Source organism: Rhizobium sp. RM (assembly GCF_013390595.1).
In the GTDB taxonomy this organism is placed as follows: Bacteria; Pseudomonadota; Alphaproteobacteria; order Rhizobiales; family Rhizobiaceae; genus Agrobacterium.
The window spans coordinates 73,047-89,431 of record NZ_JACAWV010000003.1 but is presented as its reverse complement, the minus strand read 5'-3'; the positions used below and the strand labels follow the sequence as shown (position 1 = coordinate 89,431).

Sequence of the window (16,385 nt, the reverse complement as noted above, 5' to 3'; positions counted from 1 at the left end):
GTCAGGCAGCCAGCATCTGTTCAATCTTCTCGCGGTTCAGGCCTTTTTCACCGATGACGACCAGTCGGCTGCGCCGCGTCTCGCCGGGCGCCCACGGCCGGTCGTAGTAGTGATTGACGCGGCTTCCGACCGCCTGCACCTGAAGGCGCATTGGCTTGGCCGAAACCTCGATGAAGCCTTTGATACGAAGGACGTTTTCCGCTGCAGCCGTTTCCGCGATGCGGACGGCGAGGGCTTCCGGATCGGTCACCGCGGGCAGGTCGATAACGAAGCTGTCGAAATCGTCGTGATCGTGATCGTGTTCTTCATCGTGATGCGTATGACGGTTTTCGATATCCTCTTCAACCGCAAGGCCGAGGCCAATCAGCACGGCAGGATCAACGGCGCCGTTCGATGCGACGACGATCTTGGCAGCCTTCGGCAGATGTTCCGAGACGTGGGCTTTGGCCTTTTCAAGACCGGCAGCGTCAAGCAGATCGGCCTTGGTCATGACGATGAGATCGGCACAGGCAACCTGATCTTCGAAAACCTCTTCAACCGGATCATCGTGATCAAGCGCTTCATCGGCCTGCCGCTGTGCGGAAAGAGCCTCCATATCGTGTGCGACCTGGCCTTCAGCCAGAGCTGCGCCGTCAACGACCGCGATAACGGCATCAACCGTGACACGGCTTTTGATCGCCGGCCACTGGAAAGCCTGAACAAGCGGCTTTGGCAGTGCCAGACCCGAAGTCTCGATCAGAATGTGCTCGACCTTCGGCTGGCGGCTGAGAATCTGCTCGATCGCTGGCTGGAAGTCGTCCGCCACTGTGCAGCAGATGCAGCCATTGGCCAGTTCGACAATGTTTTCTTCCGGGCAGCTCTCGATACCGCAACCCTTGAGAATTTCGCCATCGATGCCGACATCACCGAATTCATTGACGATAATGGCAAGACGTTTCCCGTCGAGTTTTTCGAGAAGGCCACGCAGAAGCGTTGTTTTTCCGGCCCCCAGAAAACCGGTAACGATGGTGCAGGGAACGCGATCCAGAAGGGTGCTCATTTCATCTCCTCGGTAAAATCAAATGGGGGAATACGCGCGACCATGCCGCGCTTCAAACTATCAGGACGGCCGCGCCAGGGCATCAGCCCGTCCGGCGCAGTGGCCAGCAGTCGAGCGCCAACAAGCAAATCCTCGGCATTGTCGGGCGTCAGTCCGCCAAACACATAAGACCAGCCATCGGCGCCACGTAAAACAGCGCTCAGCCCACGCTTGCAATTGGCAAGACAATTGACGCTTCGCACCTCGATACCCGCGTTGTGCGCCTTTTCGGCTGCACGTTCCGCCAGAATGGACCCGGGACGGGGATCGAGATCTGGATCATTTGCATCGCGACAACTCCGGCACACAAACACGACCACGCCGGAAACGTCATCGTTTTCCAACCCATCTTTGGTGCATGAGGATGTGACTGCGATATCCAAACCGTTTTCGCTTTCCGCGCCTTTAAACTTTTCGGGGTGCGCATCTCGAAAACGGCACGCTTGCCAGGCAAGGCGGCTCGTTCGATTTCATCGACTGGCCGGAGCACCCCGCCCGGCAGACGTTTTTGCGTGAACGGCAGGTCTCCTGGCTCGCGGCTTGATCGATACCCGTTTGACACCGCCTTCCCGGACATGTTCGGTCCAGTGGCTTCACGGTGTGGGCTTACCGCTTACAGTTGCGGGGGCAGCCACGGATTGACCCAACGGGGCTTGAACCGTGTTCCCTCTTAGCTTTCCCCGTTGCCGGAAAAAGACCGTTTGCTCGATACACTTAGGCTGAACGCCTTTTGCGGTCAATGCCATGCTGTCCCTGCCAGCGGATTGCCGGGTGCGGCAAATTGGGTATAGTCGCCGCTTCCACGGCGAGGTGTTCACACGCGCTGCCGAAAAACAGGGACATGCATGATGAACCGCGAAATCAACGACGCCGAAGCCGAGCGACACCGGCAGAAGATGGTGAACCGTAAAGCGGTACAGGATGCCGAAGTTGCTGAAAAGACGGTCGAAAAAGGCCTGCTGATGGTCAATACCGGCCCCGGCAAGGGTAAATCGACGGCGGCGTTCGGGCTCGCCTTGCGCATGCTCGGAAATGGCAGGCGTGTCGGCGTCGTGCAGTTCATCAAGGGCGCATGGTCGACCGGTGAGCAGCAGGCACTGAGCCTGTTTGGCGACAAGGTGGAGTGGCGAACCATGGGCGAAGGCTTCACATGGGACACGCAGGATCTGAAGCGCGATGTCGCCGCGGCAACCAAGGCATGGGAAGAGGCCAAGACCCTGATGGCCGATAAAAGCATCGGTCTTTTGATCCTGGATGAGCTCAACATCGCACTGCGCTACGACTACCTGCCTCTGGAAGAGGTCATTGCAACGCTTGAGGATCGCCGGACTGATTTGCATGTCATCGTCACCGGCCGTAACGCCAAGCCAGCCCTGATCGAGGCCGCCGATATGGTCACGGAAATGAGCCTCGTCAAACATCACTTCAAGGCGGGCGTGAAGGCACAGGCAGGAATCGAGTTCTGATCCATGACTGCACGCGCCCTTATGTTTCAGGGAACCGGCTCCGATGTCGGGAAATCGCTAATGGTGGCGGGGCTGGCACGTGCCTTCGTCAAGCGCGGCCTGAGCGTCATGCCCTTCAAGCCGCAGAACATGTCAAACAATGCGGCAGTTACGGCGGATGGCGGTGAAATCGGCCGTGCGCAGGCCCTGCAAGCGCGTGCCGCGGGCGTCGCGCTGTCGGTTCACATGAACCCCGTCCTACTGAAACCGCAAAGCGAGACCGGGGCGCAGGTAATCGTGCAAGGGAAGATCGCCGGCAACGCAAAAGCCGCAGAATATCAGGGCCTCAAGGCTGGCTTGATGCCGAAGGTCCTCGAAAGTTTCGAGTTGCTGAAGCAAAAAGCCGATCTGGTTCTGGTGGAAGGTGCCGGCAGCGCTTCGGAAATCAATCTGCGTGCCAACGACATTGCAAATATGGGTTTTTCCCGTGCCGCCGATGTACCGGTCATCCTGATCGGCGACATCGACCGGGGTGGCGTGATCGCGAGCTTGGTCGGCACCAGTGCGGTGCTGAATGACGCCGATGCCGCGATGATAGAAGGCTTCATCGTCAACCGTTTTCGCGGCGATCCTTCATTGTTCGACGAAGGCATGCGGATCATCGCTGCCAAAACGGGATGGCAATCCGTCGGCCTTCTTCCGCATTTTCCCGACGCCGCTCGTCTGCCGGCGGAAGATGCGCTCGGCCTCTCCAATGTCCAGACCGCCAAGGACGGCGCAAAAATCCGCATCGCGGTTCCGATCCTGCCGCATATTTCAAACTTCGACGATCTCGACCCCCTGGACATGGAGCCGGATGTCGAACTGGTCCGCATCCGGCCGGGCCAAGCAATTCCTGGCGACTGCGCGCTGGTCCTGCTCTGTGGGTCAAAATCCACCATCGCAGACCTGAACGCTCTGAAGACATCCGGGCTTGATATCGACATCAGGGCTCATCTGCGCCGTGGCGGCATGGTGCTTGGGCTGTGCGGTGGTTATCAGATGCTCGGCAAAATGGTCTCAGACCCTGACGGCATCGAAGGTCCTCCGGCCACGGTCGAAGGTCTTGGATTGCTTGATGTCGCAACAACCCTCACCGACGACAAGAGATTGGTGTCCGTGCAAGGGACCAGCTTCGATGGAACATCGTTCACCGGCTACGAAATGCATGTCGGACAAACATACGGAGCCGACTGCACACGGCCTTTCTCGAAAATCGGCAATCATATCGAAGGTGCTATCTCATCTGATGGACGGGTCTTCGGCACCTATATTCACGGTCTTTTTGCCGATGATGCACAAAGAAGCGTCTGGCTGCAGCGATTGGGAACGGAAAGCTCCCGCTTGAACTACGAAGCCGATGTCGATGCAGTGCTCGACCGGCTGGCTGAGCACATGGAAGTCCATCTCGATCTCGACGCATTGCTTGCTATAGCGCGATAGCGAGCGCAAGCACGCCAAACAGGCTGATCAACAGTCCATCCGCAATGCGAGCCAAAAGCAGAGCCTGGCGAATATCCGACGCTGTCAGATCACGTCTCCCGCCGTCGCCCATGAAGCGGGCCTCGATCATCTGCCCCCCATAGGAACGTGGCCCGGCAAGCGCAAAACCGAGCGCACCGGCAAGCGCGGCCTCTGGCCACCCGGCATTGGGAGAACGATGATGGCGGGCATCGCGGAAAACAGCACGGATCGCCTGGCGAGGCGAGGCATCTTTCACAAAAAGCGCAGCCACGACAAACAGAAGGCCGCTCAGTCGTGAGGCTGGCAAGTTGACGAGATCATCTAGCCGGGCTGACGCCCAGCCGAATGCTTCATGGCGTGAGGATCGATGCCCTATCATACTGTCTGCCGTATTGATCGCCTTGTATCCCGCCCCGCCCGGCAAGCCGAGCATGGCAAGCCAGAAGGCGGGCGCCACGACACCGTCCGAAAAGTTTTCTGCCAGGCTTTCGATCGCTGCACGGCATACCGCCGCCTCATCAAGCTTCTCAGGATCACGCCCGACAATCATCGAAACGGCCTTGCGCCCACCTTCAAGCCCCTCTTGCTCAAGGGCTGTCGCAACGGCTGCGACATGCTGCTCAAGGCTCCTTTGCGCGGGAAGGGATGCACCCACGATCGCAACAAGCAAAAGACCAAGCGGCATAAGTAACAAGGTCGATTGGGCAATCCATGCGACAAGGATCGTGCTACCGAGGAATACGGTCAACGCCATCAAACCCGACATATTGCGCTGTGAAAATGCGTCTTCTTCCCGGTTCCATTTTTTGTCAAGGAGCGCGATAAGCGAACCGATCCAGGTGACGGGATGACCGACGCGCTTGAAAAGCCAGTCCGGGTATCCCGTCAGACGTTCGATCACGAGCGACAAAAAAGCGAGAGCAAGGAACATGGGCGACAACGTACCAGAAAAGGCGCAACCTGCGATCCGTCACGGCGGTAATCTCGGTCGGGCACGTCGGTTGTTTCCTCAGGCACCTGAACCATGGATCGACCTTTCGACCGGGATCAATCCGCACTCCTATCCGCATTCGCCCATTCCCGCTAGCGCATTTGCCCGCCTGCCTGAACCCGACACCCTGTCAGCGCTGAAGAAGCGGGCAGCAGAGAGTTTTGGCGCACCTTCTGAGGATCATATCGTTGCCTCGCCAGGCACGCAGATGCTGATGCCGCTCCTGGCACAACTGGCACTCGATCGCGGTGCACGGCGAGGGGGTGTCCTTGCGCCCGCCTATGCCGAACATGCCCGAACGGCCCGAATGGCAGGCTTGCCAATGACGGAAGTCCAGTACGTCAACGACCTCCTGGCCTGTGACTACGCGACGATCGTCAATCCCAACAATCCCGATGGACGAGTCATGGATCGAGACGCGCTGTCGGCAATCGCCACTTCCATGAGACACAAAGGCGGCCTGCTGGTCGTCGATGAGGCCTTCATTGAAACCGGAACCGCAGAAAGTCTCGCAAGTCTCACAAACGAGGGTGCACTTGTTGTCCTGCGATCTTTCGGAAAATTCTACGGCATGGCGGGCGTGCGCTTGGGTTTTGCAGTCGCCCATCCCGATATCGCCGCCGATCTGGAATCCCGGCTTGGTCCATGGGCTGTATCGGGACCGGCCCTGCATATCGCAACGGAAGCGCTCGCTGACCGGACGTGGCAGGACGCCATGCGACTCCGGCTAACGATGCAGGCTGGTCGTCTGGATACGCTTCTTCGAAAGGCCAATTTGTCGATCGTTGGTGGAACGTCGCTGTTCAGATTGGCGAGAGATGAGCGCGCGCCACACCTTTTCGACCACCTTGGTCAAAGCGGCATATTGGTGCGCGTGTTTGACGAAAGGCCGAATGATGTTCGTTTCGGCCTTCCCGCAACCGAGGAAGAATGGCAGCGCCTCGAAGACGCGCTGCGCACATTCGATTATCCTTCGAACGTATAGGTCTCGATCGACTCCTGCTTCATCTCGATTGAGAAGCCCGGCAGCCTTGGTGGCATGTAGGCCGCATTGCGAATTTCGCAGGGTTCGATGAAGTGCTCGTGCAGGTGATCGACATATTCGATCACTCGGCCTTCCTTGGTCCCGGAAACGACGAGGTAGTCGATCATGGAAAGGTGCTGCACGTACTCGCAAAGACCTACGCCACCGGCATGCGGCCAGACCGGAAGACCATATTTTGCGGCGATCAGCAGAACGGCCAGAACTTCATTCAGTCCGCCCATGCGGCAGGAATCGATCTGCACCACATCGATTGCACCTTCGGCGATGAACTGCTTGAACATGATGCGGTTCTGGCACATTTCACCGGTCGCAACCTTAACCGGACCGATGGCTTCACGGATCTTGCGATGGCCAGCAATATCATCCGGGCTTGTCGGCTCTTCGATGAAGAACGGCTTGGCGAAAGCGAGTTTTTTAACCCAGTCGATCGCCTGATCCACTTCCCATACCTGATTGGCATCGATCATCAGATAACGATCAGGACCAATCACCTCACGAGCGATGGTAAGGCGGCGAATATCGTCTTCCAGATCACGGCCAACCTTCATCTTGACGTGGTTGAAGCCGGCATCGATTGCCTCTTGGCAGAGACGACGCAGCTTCGCATCGTCGTAACCGAGCCAACCCGCCGACGTCGTATAGCAGGCATATCCCTCGGCCTTCAGCGTCTCGATACGCTCCTTTTTGCCACCCTCGGCTTTTTTCAGGATCGCCAGCGCTTCGTCGCGGGTCAGCACATCGGTAAGATAACGGTAGTCGACGATATCGGCGATTTCTTCGGCGCTCATATCTGCGACAAGCTGCCAGACAGGCTTGCCCGCCTTTTTGGCCAGCAGGTCCCAGACGGCGTTGACCACCGCACCGGTGGCAAGATGCATGGCGCCCTTGTCTGGACCGATCCAGCGAAGCTGGCTGTCGCTGGTCAGATGGCGCCAGTATTTGCCAGGATTTTCAAGAACCGTCGCAAGATCAGCACCAACGACCAGATGATGCATTGCCTCGATTGCCATGCAGCAAATGTCGTTGCCGCGACCAATGGTGAAGGTCAGTCCATGGCCTTTTAAACCAGGTTCGTCCGTGTCGAGAATGACATAGGCTGCGGAATAATCAGGGTCTGGATTCATCGCATCGGAGCCATCAAGGCTTTGAGACGTGGGAAAGCGCAGATCGAAAACGCGCAAATCTGTAATCTTGGTCATGCCGTTCACTCGCGGTCAGGGGTCACTAATAGGTTAGAGCGTGGGAATAAAATGCAGAATGTTTTCCATCGCTCTCTCGTTGTTTCGGCCTCGGACTGTCTTTCTGTCCAAAGCCTAATCGTGGTGGAAAACGTTCTCCATCATTGCCCACCACTCGCCATCCTTGCGACTTTCGAGTGGCTGCTGGCAGGGAATGGTGAAGGCCCACCATTCCCGGTTCTTTTCACTGGCGGCCATCTTGGCCATGTCCGCATCGAAGTCCGTGCCGTAATATTCCCAGGTGCCAAACAACAGGTTTTCCGGTTCACGCAGGAAAATCGTATAGTTGCGGATGTTGCAGTCGCTGATGAGCGCCAGAACCTCCGGCCATACGGCAGCATGCAGCCGTTTGTATTCCGCAATCATCTCCGGCTTCACGCCGATGAGCATTCCCATACGTTGCATCGTCATATCCCGTTATTGATAGTCGCCAAGCCGGCACGAAGCTTCAGTTGCGGCAGGGAGAGTTGCAGACGTTCGGCCCAGGCAATGACCGGAGCGAAACGTCGACGTTTTTTTTCGTCGTGATTGCTGGCAATATCGGCAAGCCTGTGCGCCAGAAACGGATTCATGAAGCGTTCGCGCACCTCGTCGACATAGGCTGACGCTTCATCGCCCATCCCGGCAGCGGCAAAGACGGGCAAAACCTCGCCACGCCAGACAGCTTCAAGATCGGCCGAAAGGCCCTTGTCCTGCATCGCTTCACGTACCGTTTCATCCGGCGCACGACCATCCTGCTGCCAGCGCTCGGCGAGATAGGAATGTCCGAGATTAAGCAGAAACAGTTTCAGCGTCTCATATCGATTGAGGTCATCCGTCAGCACAATCGCCGGATGGCGGCAGGGCAACGTCAGCCCTTCCTGTTTTTCGATCGCCCAGAGAGCGTAGGGCTCCGCCACCGCTCCAACCGGGTCGATGGCTTCGGAAACGATGCGATCGACCAGACTGTTGGCGAAACGGCACTTCTCGTTGAGATAGAAGGCAAATCCGGCCGGTAACTGCCAGGCATTCGCCAGGTCGCGCAGAATGGATTTTAGCCTGTCGCCATTACGAGGAACGAGTTCGCACGGAAATATCGAAACCGGAACCTCCGGATTTTTCTGAAATCGCTCCAGAAGCAGCATGCAAAGCTTCGCTGGAAAACTCCTCGGAACCGACGTGAAATCCGCCGCCAGATGAGGCCCGTCGCCAGCATCGAGATCGTAACCGCGATCACCGGTGTTGGATAAAATGACATCGGCTTTCATCGCGATATCACGAACGTCGCCCCAGTCATTCGCCGCAGTCAAAGACCTGATAACGGCACGCCCCGTATATTCGTGATCGACAACCTCGCCACCCTGCAAACCCCGGATACGAACAGGATAGCCTTTGTCAGAACCAAGCGCTGCAATGCGCTTGGCGCTTTCCGCGCTGCTGGTAGTCTGTACAACCGCAATACGTCCAATCGCCTTACCTGTGGCGAGAGCCTCCGAAATGAAAAAATCCGCGTGTGCCAGCAGGAAACGACTGGTGCCGAATTGCAGGATCGGGGTGTCGATCGTCATGCGACCTCCACCATGCCCTTGATGACGCCAGCCTTCGGATCGGTGAGACCGGCGAATTTCGACGGCACCTCGGAGAGAGCCATACGATGAGTAATCAGTGCTTCCGGCACCTTTCCGGCGCGTAACGCTTCCAGCACCCGCTCAAAATCATCAGGCGTCGCGTTACGGCTGCCCAGCAGGGTGGTTTCACGTTTGTGAAACTCCGGATCATTGAAGCTGATGTCGCTGGCAACGATGGAAACAAGAACATAAGAGCCACCGTGCCCCACGAAGGAGAAACCGCGCTCCATGGCTTTCGGATTGCCGGTCGCATCGAAGACAACATCAAAGAAATCGCCGCTCGTGATATCCGAGAGTTGATCCTTGTCGCCTTCACCGAGCGCGACGACATGCGCCGCACCGAGATGCGTCTTGCAGAAATCCAGCCGGTCCGCGCGACTATCGATCATCGTCACCACACCGCCGTTCAAAACAGCAAAAACAGCCACTGCCATACCGATCGGTCCGGCGCCGACGATCAGAACCTGCTGGTCTTGTTCAACAGCTCCGCGCCGCACGGCATGCGCACCGATGGCCAGGAACTCGGTCATCGCGGCCTGATCCAGCGTCAGCCCTTCGGCCTTCAGCACGAACTGTTGCGGCACACTCAGATATTCGACCATCCCGCCATCGCGATGGACGCCCAGAACACCGATATTGCGGCAGCAATTGCTCTTGCCTTTCAGGCATGCGCTGCAATGACCACAGGACATGTAGGGAATGATGGTGACGACATCCCCGTGCGACAGCACACTTCCATCGGGCGCTTCTTCGACCGTACCGGAGAGCTCGTGTCCCATGACACGCGGATATGATAGATAAGGCTGATTGCCGGTAAAGATATGCAAATCTGTTCCGCAGACGCCGATACGACGGATGCGCACCAGCACCTCACCTTCGCCGCGCGCCGGTTTAGGCAGTTCGCGCGCGCTCAATTGACCGGGTGTATCACAGAAAATTGCCAGCATGGGTCACCTGTCGGAAAGTCTGTAGAAACGGGCGGCATTGCCGCCGAATACTGCTGCGTGGTCTGTAGGGGGTATGATCTCATGGCAGAAATCGATCCACTGCTGGTAGTCGCCAGCAAGGCGCAGGACTGGCCAATCACTACCAAAGATTACCCTTGCCGGACCAAAAAGCTCAAGAATGGTCTCGGCATAAGGACGTATTGCCTCGGGCTTTTGTTCTCCCCGTTCAGTCAGCAGACCGGAAAGCTTGCAGTGCACATTGGGAAGCGCTGCCAATGCGGCCATGTCGGCACGCCAGCCGGCATAGATACCCTTGGCGATCAACGGCTTTGCACCATGATCGATGACGACAGGCAAAGCGGGATAACGGCGCGCAAAGCTCAGAAGATGCGGCAGGTGCGGAGGTAGAACCAATGCATCAAATACCAGCCCATGATCGATCAGGGCTTTGACTGCAGGCTCCAATGCGACGTCATCGATCCAGTCAATGTTGGCAATGTCCTGCAACATGGGGCGGACACCTTTGAAGGCTGGATGCGCCGCCCTGCTTGCAATCATGGCAGGAGCATTGTCGGCCTTCAGATCTACCCAACCGACCACAGCCTTTATGAAGTCATTCTTCTCCGCCTGCGCCAGCATGAAGTCGGTATCGGCAGCGTTTTCCATCGTCTGCACGAGAACGGTGCCGGTCACACCCGCCTTTCGCATCAGGGGAAAAAGATCCTCGGGAAGAAAATCACGGTAGATGGCTTGCAGGGAGGGTGGCGGCCATTGACCGGCACGATCCTTCAACAGCCAGAAATGCTGGTGGGCATCGATGACCATTTTATCAGGCCTTTCCACCCGGCACCGGCGAACCCTCAGCAATCAAACCGCGACGGTGCAGCTCTGACCAGAATTCATGCGGAATTTCCTGTTCGAACCAGCCGATATTGGAAGAAAGCTGTTCGGCATTGCGTGCACCGGATACAACGGTAACGGCTGCAGCATGGGCGAGCGGGAACTGCAGCGCAGCAGCCTGCAGTGAAACACCAAGCTCCTCGCAGACATCATGAAGCGCGTCGACGCGGGACAATATCTCCTGAGGCGCGTCAGCATAGTTGAACTTGCGGTTACCGGCGAGAATGCCGGAATTGAATGCGCCCGCGACAACGATGCCGACACCCTTTTCCGCGCAGGCATTCATGAACGACAGGCTCTGCTGTTCCAGCAACGTATAACGGCCGGCCAACATCGCAACGTCTATGTCAAAGACTTCCATGGCATCACGAACGATCTCCCATTCGTTGACGCCAAGCCCGACAGCACCTGTCGAACCTTCTTCGCGCAGCCTGCCAAGTGCCTTGAAACCACCGCCCGACGTCAACTGCTCCCAGTAATGCTGGTGTCTGTCGCCGTGCGTGTAAGGGCCGATATCGTGAATATAGAGAATATCCGGCTTCAGGACACCGAGCCGCTGCTGGCTTGCTTCGAACGAGCGCAGGATACCGTCATGGGAATAATCATAGACCGGGCGGAACGGCAGAGGCGCGACATAGGCATCCTCTTCCGGTCCAACTGTTTCGTCAGGCACCATGACGCGCCCGACCTTGGTGCTCAGCGTATAGTCGTTACGATCGTGCTCCGTCACCATCGTGCCGAGGCGGCGTTCGGAACGGGTGTAGCCGTAAAATGGTGCAGTATCAAAATAGCGGATACCGCTTTCCCATGCCTTGTCGAAAGCGCCCTTCGATTCCGCATAAGGCGTAATCCGATAGAGATTACCCATCTGGGCACAGCCAAGACCCATCAGGGTAACATCGACATTGCGACGAGGCAGCTTGCGTGTGTCGGAGACTTTCATTGCGGGCACTTTCGAAAATACACGGGACTTGGGCGGATGAGCGCCGCACGAGCGGCACCCATCCTGAGTTCAGACAATCAGTAGAGAACGTTCTTCGCTTCCGGCTTGTCGATGTTGTCCTTGGTCACGACAACCACACCGGTATCGACGAACTTTTCGGCCTTTTCCTTGCCGATAAGCTTCGCGACGGTTTCAACACCCTTTTCGCCCATCTGGTAAGACCCCTGAACGACGATGCCAGCAAGCGTGCCGTCCTTGACGAAGCTCTGCAGATCCTGGTTACCGTCAAAGCCGATAGCGACGACCTTGCCAGCCTTGCCGGACTGAGCCAGTGCGCGACCAACACCAATTGCTGTCGGCTCGTTGGCACCGAAGATACCCTTGAGGTCGGCATTTGCGGCCAGAACGTCGGTGGTCTGGTTCAGCGCCGTTGCCATCTGCGACTGCGAATAGAACGGACCGACGATTTCAAGCTTGGAGTTGGCCTTGATGTAGTCAGTGAAACCGCCGACGCGGCCGATTTCAGAACCTGCACCTGCAACATAGGACATCACGGCAATCTTGCCTTCCTTGCCAACCTTTTCGATCAGCGCCTGGGCAGCAAGTTCACCGGCCTTCTTGTTGTCGGTTGCGAGGAAGGACTGGTAATATTGCTCCGCGCCCTTGGCGAGCTGGGAGTCGACAATCACCACCGGAATACGGGCTTCCCAAGCCTTCTTGACAGCGGGAACCAGCGCATCCGGATCGGAAGGGGCCAGAACGATGCCTGCAACCTTACGGTTGACGGCGTTCTCAACCATATTGACCTGATCGGCAATGGCCGATTCCGATGCCGGACCCTGGAAGGTCATGGTGTGACCGGAGGCGTTCTTGATCGCTTCATCCGCACCTTTCTGGACGTTCTGCCAGAAGGTGGAGTTGACGGTCTTGACGATGACGGCAATTTCACCGGCCTGCACGGTGGAAACGCTCCACAGGGCGATTGCGGATGTCAGAAGGGCAGTCGCGATTTTTTTCATTTTTTCCTCCATTTTGTCGGCACGCCGGGCCTCCCCCATGCCGTTCTTGTTTGCGGAAAGGGTCCGCAGCCCCTTTTCATCAGCGACGATTGCGAAGCTGGTCGATCCAGACGGTGACCAGAATGACGAGGCCGATGATAATCTGTTGCGTGAAGGCAGAAACGCCGTTCATGTTGAGACCATTGCGCAGAATGCCGATAACGAAGGCGCCAATCGCCGTGCCGGAAATCGTACCGACACCGCCAATCAACGACGTGCCACCAATGACCGCGCTGGCGATGGCATCGAGTTCGTACATCACGCCTTCATTCGGCTGTGCGGTGACAAGGCGCGACATCAGCACACAACCCGTCAGACCTGCCAGTGTACCGGACAGGATGTAGGTGAAGTTGGTGACGCGGGCGACGTTCACACCGGAGAGACGGGCGGCTTCCGCATTCGAACCGACAGCATAAATGTGACGTCCGAGGATCGAACGGTTGAGCATGAACGAAACGGCAAAGGCAATCACCACCATCAAAATGACGGGGTAGGGGATGCCTGGGAAAACCACGTTGGGAAACCCGTCATCGCCAATCGTCACGATGCGGAAGAGGGCACCATTGCCGAGTTCACCGAAGGATTCGCCAAGACCGGAAACAGCACGTGCGCCGGTAATCTGCAGGGCAACGCCACGGGCGATCAACATCATGCCGAGCGTCGCGATAAACGGTGGCAACTTGAAGCGCGTCACGAGAAGACCGTTGATGAAACCACACAACGATCCCGTCAGAATGCCGAGCAACATGCCAATCGGAACCGGCATGCCGAATTCCTTCACGGCGAGTGCGGCAACGACGCCGGCAAGTGCCAGAACCGAGCCCACCGAAAGATCGATACCACCGGTGATGATGACACAGGTGGCGCCTATGCCGAGAAGGGCAATAGACGTCACCTGAAGCGCGATCGTCATGGCATTGTTGACGGAGAAGAATGCGCTGCTGGTGGCGGAGAATACCATTGTCAACGCCACGAGACTGCCGAGCGCCGCAAACTTCTGGATGATATCCTTCTGCCGGTCGCTGAACGTGAAGCTCTTCTGGGGTTCTGCAATATTCGACATGTGTTTCCTCACTGCACCGGCCGGCTGTAGCCGGATGCATAGCGCATGATTTCTTCCTGATTGGTCTTGGCGGTTTCGAGCACGCCGGTAATCCTGCCTTCATGGAAAACAGCAATGCGGTCCGTCAGCCCGAGAACCTCCGGCAACTCGGAACTGATAAGAATGACGCCGATGCCCTGAGCAGCCAGCTCATCCATGATCTTGTAGATGGCAAACTTGGCGCCCACGTCGATACCGCGGGTCGGCTCGTCGAAAAACAGAACCTTCGACTGACGAAACAGCCATTTGCCGATAATGATCTTCTGCTGGTTGCCGCCCGAGAGAAGTCGCACGGTCTGTCCGATCGATGGCGTACGGACATTCAGAAGGTCGACGTATTTTTTCGCGACCATATCGTGCTTCTTGAAGTCAATGAGGCCGAAACGGTTCGAAACCTCTTTCATGTTGGCAAGCGTTGTATTGGCCGCAACCGACATCTTGATCGCCAACCCATCGCTTTTGCGGTCTTCCGAAAGATAGGCGATGCCTTCTTCGATTGCGTCCTGTGGCGATGAAATGGAAAGCTCGCGCCCGTTGAATACTATTTTTCCCGCATCTAGCGCATCGGCACCGAAAATCGCCCGCGCCACTTCCGTACGTCCAGCCCCCATCAAACCGGCGAAACCGAGAATTTCGCCTCGACGCAGGGAAAAACTGACGTCCTGGAACACGCCGGCGCGGCTGAGCCCCTCGACCGAGAAGATGATATCGTCTGAAGGTTGTGAGGTACGCTCGGGGAATTTGTCTTCCAGGGAGCGGCCAACCATGCGCGTAACGATATCGTCGACCGTGATTGCTTGGAAATCGTCCGTCGAGATGTAACGACCATCCCGCAGAACCGTGACGCGATCAACAATCTCCGCCATTTCATCAAGCCGGTGCGATATGTAGACGATACCGACACCGGCCGTCTTGAGATCACGAATAACCTGGAACAGCAAACGGGTTTCCTGTTCGGTCAGCGATGAGGTCGGCTCGTCCATGATGAGGACTTCCGCATCAAGCGAAAGCGCCTTGGCGATTTCCACCATCTGACACTGCGCAACGGAAAGACCACGGACAAGTTGATCGGGATCGATATCCACGCCCAGCCGATCGAGACAGCGTTTCGCATCAGTTCTCAATTTCTTGCGGTCGACAAGAAAACCACGGCGCGGCTCGCGCGCCAGATAGATGTTTTCCGCGACACTGAGGTGAGGAACAAGATTGAGTTCCTGATGAATAATGGCAATGCCCGCCGCTTCCGATTCCAGCGGCGAGGCATATTGAACCTTATTGCCTTTGTAGACAATCGTTCCGGAGGTTGGCTGATAGACGCCGCTAATGATCTTCATCAGCGTTGATTTGCCAGCACCATTTTCTCCGCAGACCGCATGGACCTCACCAGAGCGCAGGTCGAAATGCACATCCGACAAGGCTTTGACGCCTGGAAATTCCTTGCTGATATTGTCGAGCCGCAAAACGGTCTCGCCCTTTCCAGCCGCAACACGTTCAGGCGATGAGCCGCCCTCAATCGTCGATGCACCCTGCTGCATCCCATCCTCCCAATCGCGCGCCCGCTCCGTCGGGAGACAGCGAATTGGCGGAATGGTTAGGCCGGTTTCGAGATATGGTCAAGCCAATTTATCCAAATTCTCAATGCAGAGTCGCATGAAGATCCATAACACTATCTGGAATAACATAAAAAACTTATTGTTTTCAGTCGCATAAACATCAACTTGCCTATTGAATTCAATAAAGATACGGTAAGGCCAAATAACCGATCAAAAAAGGTTTCGGCAAAACGCACATGAATGGTCAGGCCAAAATACTGGAGCCACGCAGGCTCTACCAGCAGATCGCAGACCAGATCCGGGAATTGATTGAAGCAGGTGAGTTTCAGCCTGGAGCCCGTCTTCCGGCAGAGCGAGAACTTGCCCAGAAACTCGGTGTATCGCGTCCGTCACTTCGTGAAGCGCTGATCGCACTTGAAATCGACAATACCGTTGAAATCCGGATGGGCTCCGGTGTCTACGTTTCTGCAGAACCGTTGCAGCCCCGGCACCACACAAAATCGCTCGGCGACAGTCCGTCTGAACTGATGCAGGCACGCGCAGCCGTCGAAGGGGCAACGATCGTGCTTGCTGCAAGCCGTATGACGGATGAAACTGTTACAAATCTCCGTCGAATTCTCGCGGCCATGCGCAAGGAAATCGAAGCAGGCCGCAAACCACTCGACCAGGATCGCCTGTTCCACGTCACAATTGCCGAACAATCCGGAAACAGTGTTTTAGCGCGGCTCGTCGCAAACCTGTTCGATGAACGGCACAGCCCTATTTCTGCGCAGCTTCGCGTCAAATTTGAAGATCGTGACACCTGGGCGCATGCGCTGCAGGAGCATGAGACCATCCTCGCAGCCCTTGAGGCAAGGGACCCACTGCTGGCGCAGGCCGCCATGCACGGGCACCTGGAAAGTTCCAAGCGACGCTGGGTAGACGACTGACATCACCAAACATTGCAGGCATTGCATATCGGGAGGAGGAAAACCC

Annotated in this window: 16 protein-coding genes and 1 riboswitch; of the genes, 4 read left to right on the top strand and 12 right to left on the bottom strand. The window is 56.9% G+C overall.

The window, feature by feature from the left end; all coding sequences use genetic code 11:
- Position 1: 1 nt before the first annotated feature.
- Positions 2-1,039, bottom strand: a complete 1,038-nt coding sequence (gene cobW / locus HWX89_RS02630; protein ID WP_138795156.1) for a cobalamin biosynthesis protein CobW — start codon at positions 1,037-1,039, stop codon at positions 2-4.
- Positions 1,036-1,461: a DUF1636 family protein gene (locus HWX89_RS02625; RefSeq protein WP_502707569.1), complete on the bottom strand. Its 426-nt coding sequence runs from the start codon at positions 1,459-1,461 to the stop codon at positions 1,036-1,038. The genes cobW and HWX89_RS02625 overlap by 4 nt, the downstream gene beginning before the upstream one ends.
- A 118-nt stretch (positions 1,462-1,579) precedes the next feature.
- A riboswitch (cobalamin riboswitch) is annotated at positions 1,580-1,795 on the bottom strand.
- Between the two features lie 131 nt (positions 1,796-1,926).
- Between HWX89_RS02625 and cobO the strand changes: the two genes are divergently transcribed.
- Together cobO and HWX89_RS02615 are read left to right on the top strand one after the other, a co-directional pair.
- Entirely contained in the window at positions 1,927-2,544 is a 618-nt protein-coding gene (gene cobO, locus HWX89_RS02620; protein WP_138795390.1) for a cob(I)yrinic acid a,c-diamide adenosyltransferase, read from the top strand.
- Between the two features lie 3 nt (positions 2,545-2,547).
- On the top strand, positions 2,548-4,005 hold the full coding sequence (locus HWX89_RS02615) for a cobyric acid synthase (protein ID WP_138795154.1): 1,458 nt from the start codon (positions 2,548-2,550) through the stop codon (positions 4,003-4,005).
- On the opposite strand, the gene cbiB is transcribed toward HWX89_RS02615, so the two are convergent.
- Entirely contained in the window at positions 3,992-4,957 is a 966-nt protein-coding gene (cbiB, locus tag HWX89_RS02610) for an adenosylcobinamide-phosphate synthase CbiB (protein WP_138795153.1), read from the bottom strand. The two genes, HWX89_RS02615 and cbiB, sit on opposite strands and share 14 nt — an antisense overlap.
- On the opposite strand from cbiB, the gene cobD reads away from it, so the two are divergent.
- Entirely contained in the window at positions 4,956-6,002 is a 1,047-nt protein-coding gene (gene cobD, locus HWX89_RS02605) for a threonine-phosphate decarboxylase CobD (RefSeq protein WP_138795152.1), read from the top strand. The genes cbiB and cobD overlap by 2 nt on opposite strands.
- Here cobD and HWX89_RS02600 read toward each other — a convergent pair.
- The 9 genes from HWX89_RS02600 to HWX89_RS02560 all read right to left on the bottom strand — a co-directional run bounded on the left by HWX89_RS02600 (position 5,984) and on the right by HWX89_RS02560 (position 15,392).
- The gene (locus tag HWX89_RS02600) at positions 5,984-7,261 is read right to left on the bottom strand and encodes an L-fuconate dehydratase (RefSeq protein ID WP_138795151.1); all 1,278 of its coding nucleotides are present in this window, start codon (positions 7,259-7,261) and stop codon (positions 5,984-5,986) included. The two genes, cobD and HWX89_RS02600, sit on opposite strands and share 19 nt — an antisense overlap.
- Positions 7,262-7,375: 114 nt before the next feature.
- On the bottom strand, positions 7,376-7,705 hold the full coding sequence (locus tag HWX89_RS02595) for an L-rhamnose mutarotase (protein WP_138795150.1): 330 nt from the start codon (positions 7,703-7,705) through the stop codon (positions 7,376-7,378).
- 2 nt (positions 7,706-7,707) lie between these two features.
- On the bottom strand, positions 7,708-8,847 hold the full coding sequence (locus tag HWX89_RS02590) for a mannitol dehydrogenase family protein (RefSeq protein WP_138795149.1): 1,140 nt from the start codon (positions 8,845-8,847) through the stop codon (positions 7,708-7,710).
- Entirely contained in the window at positions 8,844-9,854 is a 1,011-nt protein-coding gene (locus HWX89_RS02585) for a zinc-binding alcohol dehydrogenase family protein (protein ID WP_138795148.1), read from the bottom strand. The genes HWX89_RS02590 and HWX89_RS02585 overlap by 4 nt, the downstream gene beginning before the upstream one ends.
- Positions 9,855-9,857: 3 nt before the next feature.
- On the bottom strand, positions 9,858-10,679 hold the full coding sequence (locus tag HWX89_RS02580) for an amidohydrolase family protein (RefSeq protein WP_138795147.1): 822 nt from the start codon (positions 10,677-10,679) through the stop codon (positions 9,858-9,860).
- A 4-nt stretch (positions 10,680-10,683) separates the two neighbouring features.
- Positions 10,684-11,697, bottom strand: a complete 1,014-nt coding sequence (locus HWX89_RS02575) for an aldo/keto reductase (RefSeq protein ID WP_138795146.1) — start codon at positions 11,695-11,697, stop codon at positions 10,684-10,686.
- A 77-nt stretch (positions 11,698-11,774) separates the two neighbouring features.
- The gene (locus HWX89_RS02570) at positions 11,775-12,716 is read right to left on the bottom strand and encodes an ABC transporter substrate-binding protein (RefSeq protein WP_138795145.1); all 942 of its coding nucleotides are present in this window, start codon (positions 12,714-12,716) and stop codon (positions 11,775-11,777) included.
- Positions 12,717-12,795: 79 nt separating this feature from the next.
- Positions 12,796-13,818: an ABC transporter permease gene (locus HWX89_RS02565; RefSeq protein ID WP_138795144.1), complete on the bottom strand. Its 1,023-nt coding sequence runs from the start codon at positions 13,816-13,818 to the stop codon at positions 12,796-12,798.
- An 8-nt stretch (positions 13,819-13,826) separates the two neighbouring features.
- Positions 13,827-15,392 (bottom strand): sugar ABC transporter ATP-binding protein, encoded by a 1,566-nt coding sequence (locus HWX89_RS02560; RefSeq protein WP_178340596.1) that lies wholly within the window; start codon positions 15,390-15,392, stop codon positions 13,827-13,829.
- Between the two features lie 254 nt (positions 15,393-15,646).
- Between HWX89_RS02560 and HWX89_RS02555 the strand changes: the two genes are divergently transcribed.
- On the top strand, positions 15,647-16,339 hold the full coding sequence (locus HWX89_RS02555; protein WP_138795143.1) for a FadR/GntR family transcriptional regulator: 693 nt from the start codon (positions 15,647-15,649) through the stop codon (positions 16,337-16,339).
- Positions 16,340-16,385: the final 46 nt, after the last annotated feature.

Excerpts from the sequence above, each read along its gene's own strand:
- cobD (WP_138795152.1), top strand. The coding sequence starts at position 4,956 with ATGGGCGACAACGTACCAGAAAAGGCGCAACCTGCGATCCGTCACGGC.
- HWX89_RS02615 (WP_138795154.1), top strand. The coding sequence starts at position 2,548 with ATGACTGCACGCGCCCTTATGTTTCAGGGAACCGGCTCCGATGTCGGG.
- cbiB (WP_138795153.1), bottom strand. The coding sequence starts at position 4,957 with ATGTTCCTTGCTCTCGCTTTTTTGTCGCTCGTGATCGAACGTCTGACG.
- HWX89_RS02580 (WP_138795147.1), bottom strand. The coding sequence starts at position 10,679 with ATGGTCATCGATGCCCACCAGCATTTCTGGCTGTTGAAGGATCGTGCC.
- HWX89_RS02565 (WP_138795144.1), bottom strand. The coding sequence starts at position 13,818 with ATGTCGAATATTGCAGAACCCCAGAAGAGCTTCACGTTCAGCGACCGG.
- HWX89_RS02575 (WP_138795146.1), bottom strand. The coding sequence starts at position 11,697 with ATGAAAGTCTCCGACACACGCAAGCTGCCTCGTCGCAATGTCGATGTT.
- HWX89_RS02560 (WP_178340596.1), bottom strand. The coding sequence starts at position 15,392 with ATGCAGCAGGGTGCATCGACGATTGAGGGCGGCTCATCGCCTGAACGT.
- HWX89_RS02570 (WP_138795145.1), bottom strand. The coding sequence starts at position 12,716 with ATGAAAAAAATCGCGACTGCCCTTCTGACATCCGCAATCGCCCTGTGG.
- cobW (WP_138795156.1), bottom strand. The coding sequence starts at position 1,039 with ATGAGCACCCTTCTGGATCGCGTTCCCTGCACCATCGTTACCGGTTTT.
- HWX89_RS02585 (WP_138795148.1), bottom strand. The coding sequence starts at position 9,854 with ATGCTGGCAATTTTCTGTGATACACCCGGTCAATTGAGCGCGCGCGAA.
- HWX89_RS02590 (WP_138795149.1), bottom strand. The coding sequence starts at position 8,847 with ATGACGATCGACACCCCGATCCTGCAATTCGGCACCAGTCGTTTCCTG.
- HWX89_RS02555 (WP_138795143.1), top strand. The coding sequence starts at position 15,647 with ATGAATGGTCAGGCCAAAATACTGGAGCCACGCAGGCTCTACCAGCAG.
- HWX89_RS02595 (WP_138795150.1), bottom strand. The coding sequence starts at position 7,705 with ATGCAACGTATGGGAATGCTCATCGGCGTGAAGCCGGAGATGATTGCG.
- HWX89_RS02600 (WP_138795151.1), bottom strand. The coding sequence starts at position 7,261 with ATGACCAAGATTACAGATTTGCGCGTTTTCGATCTGCGCTTTCCCACG.
- cobO (WP_138795390.1), top strand. The coding sequence starts at position 1,927 with ATGAACCGCGAAATCAACGACGCCGAAGCCGAGCGACACCGGCAGAAG.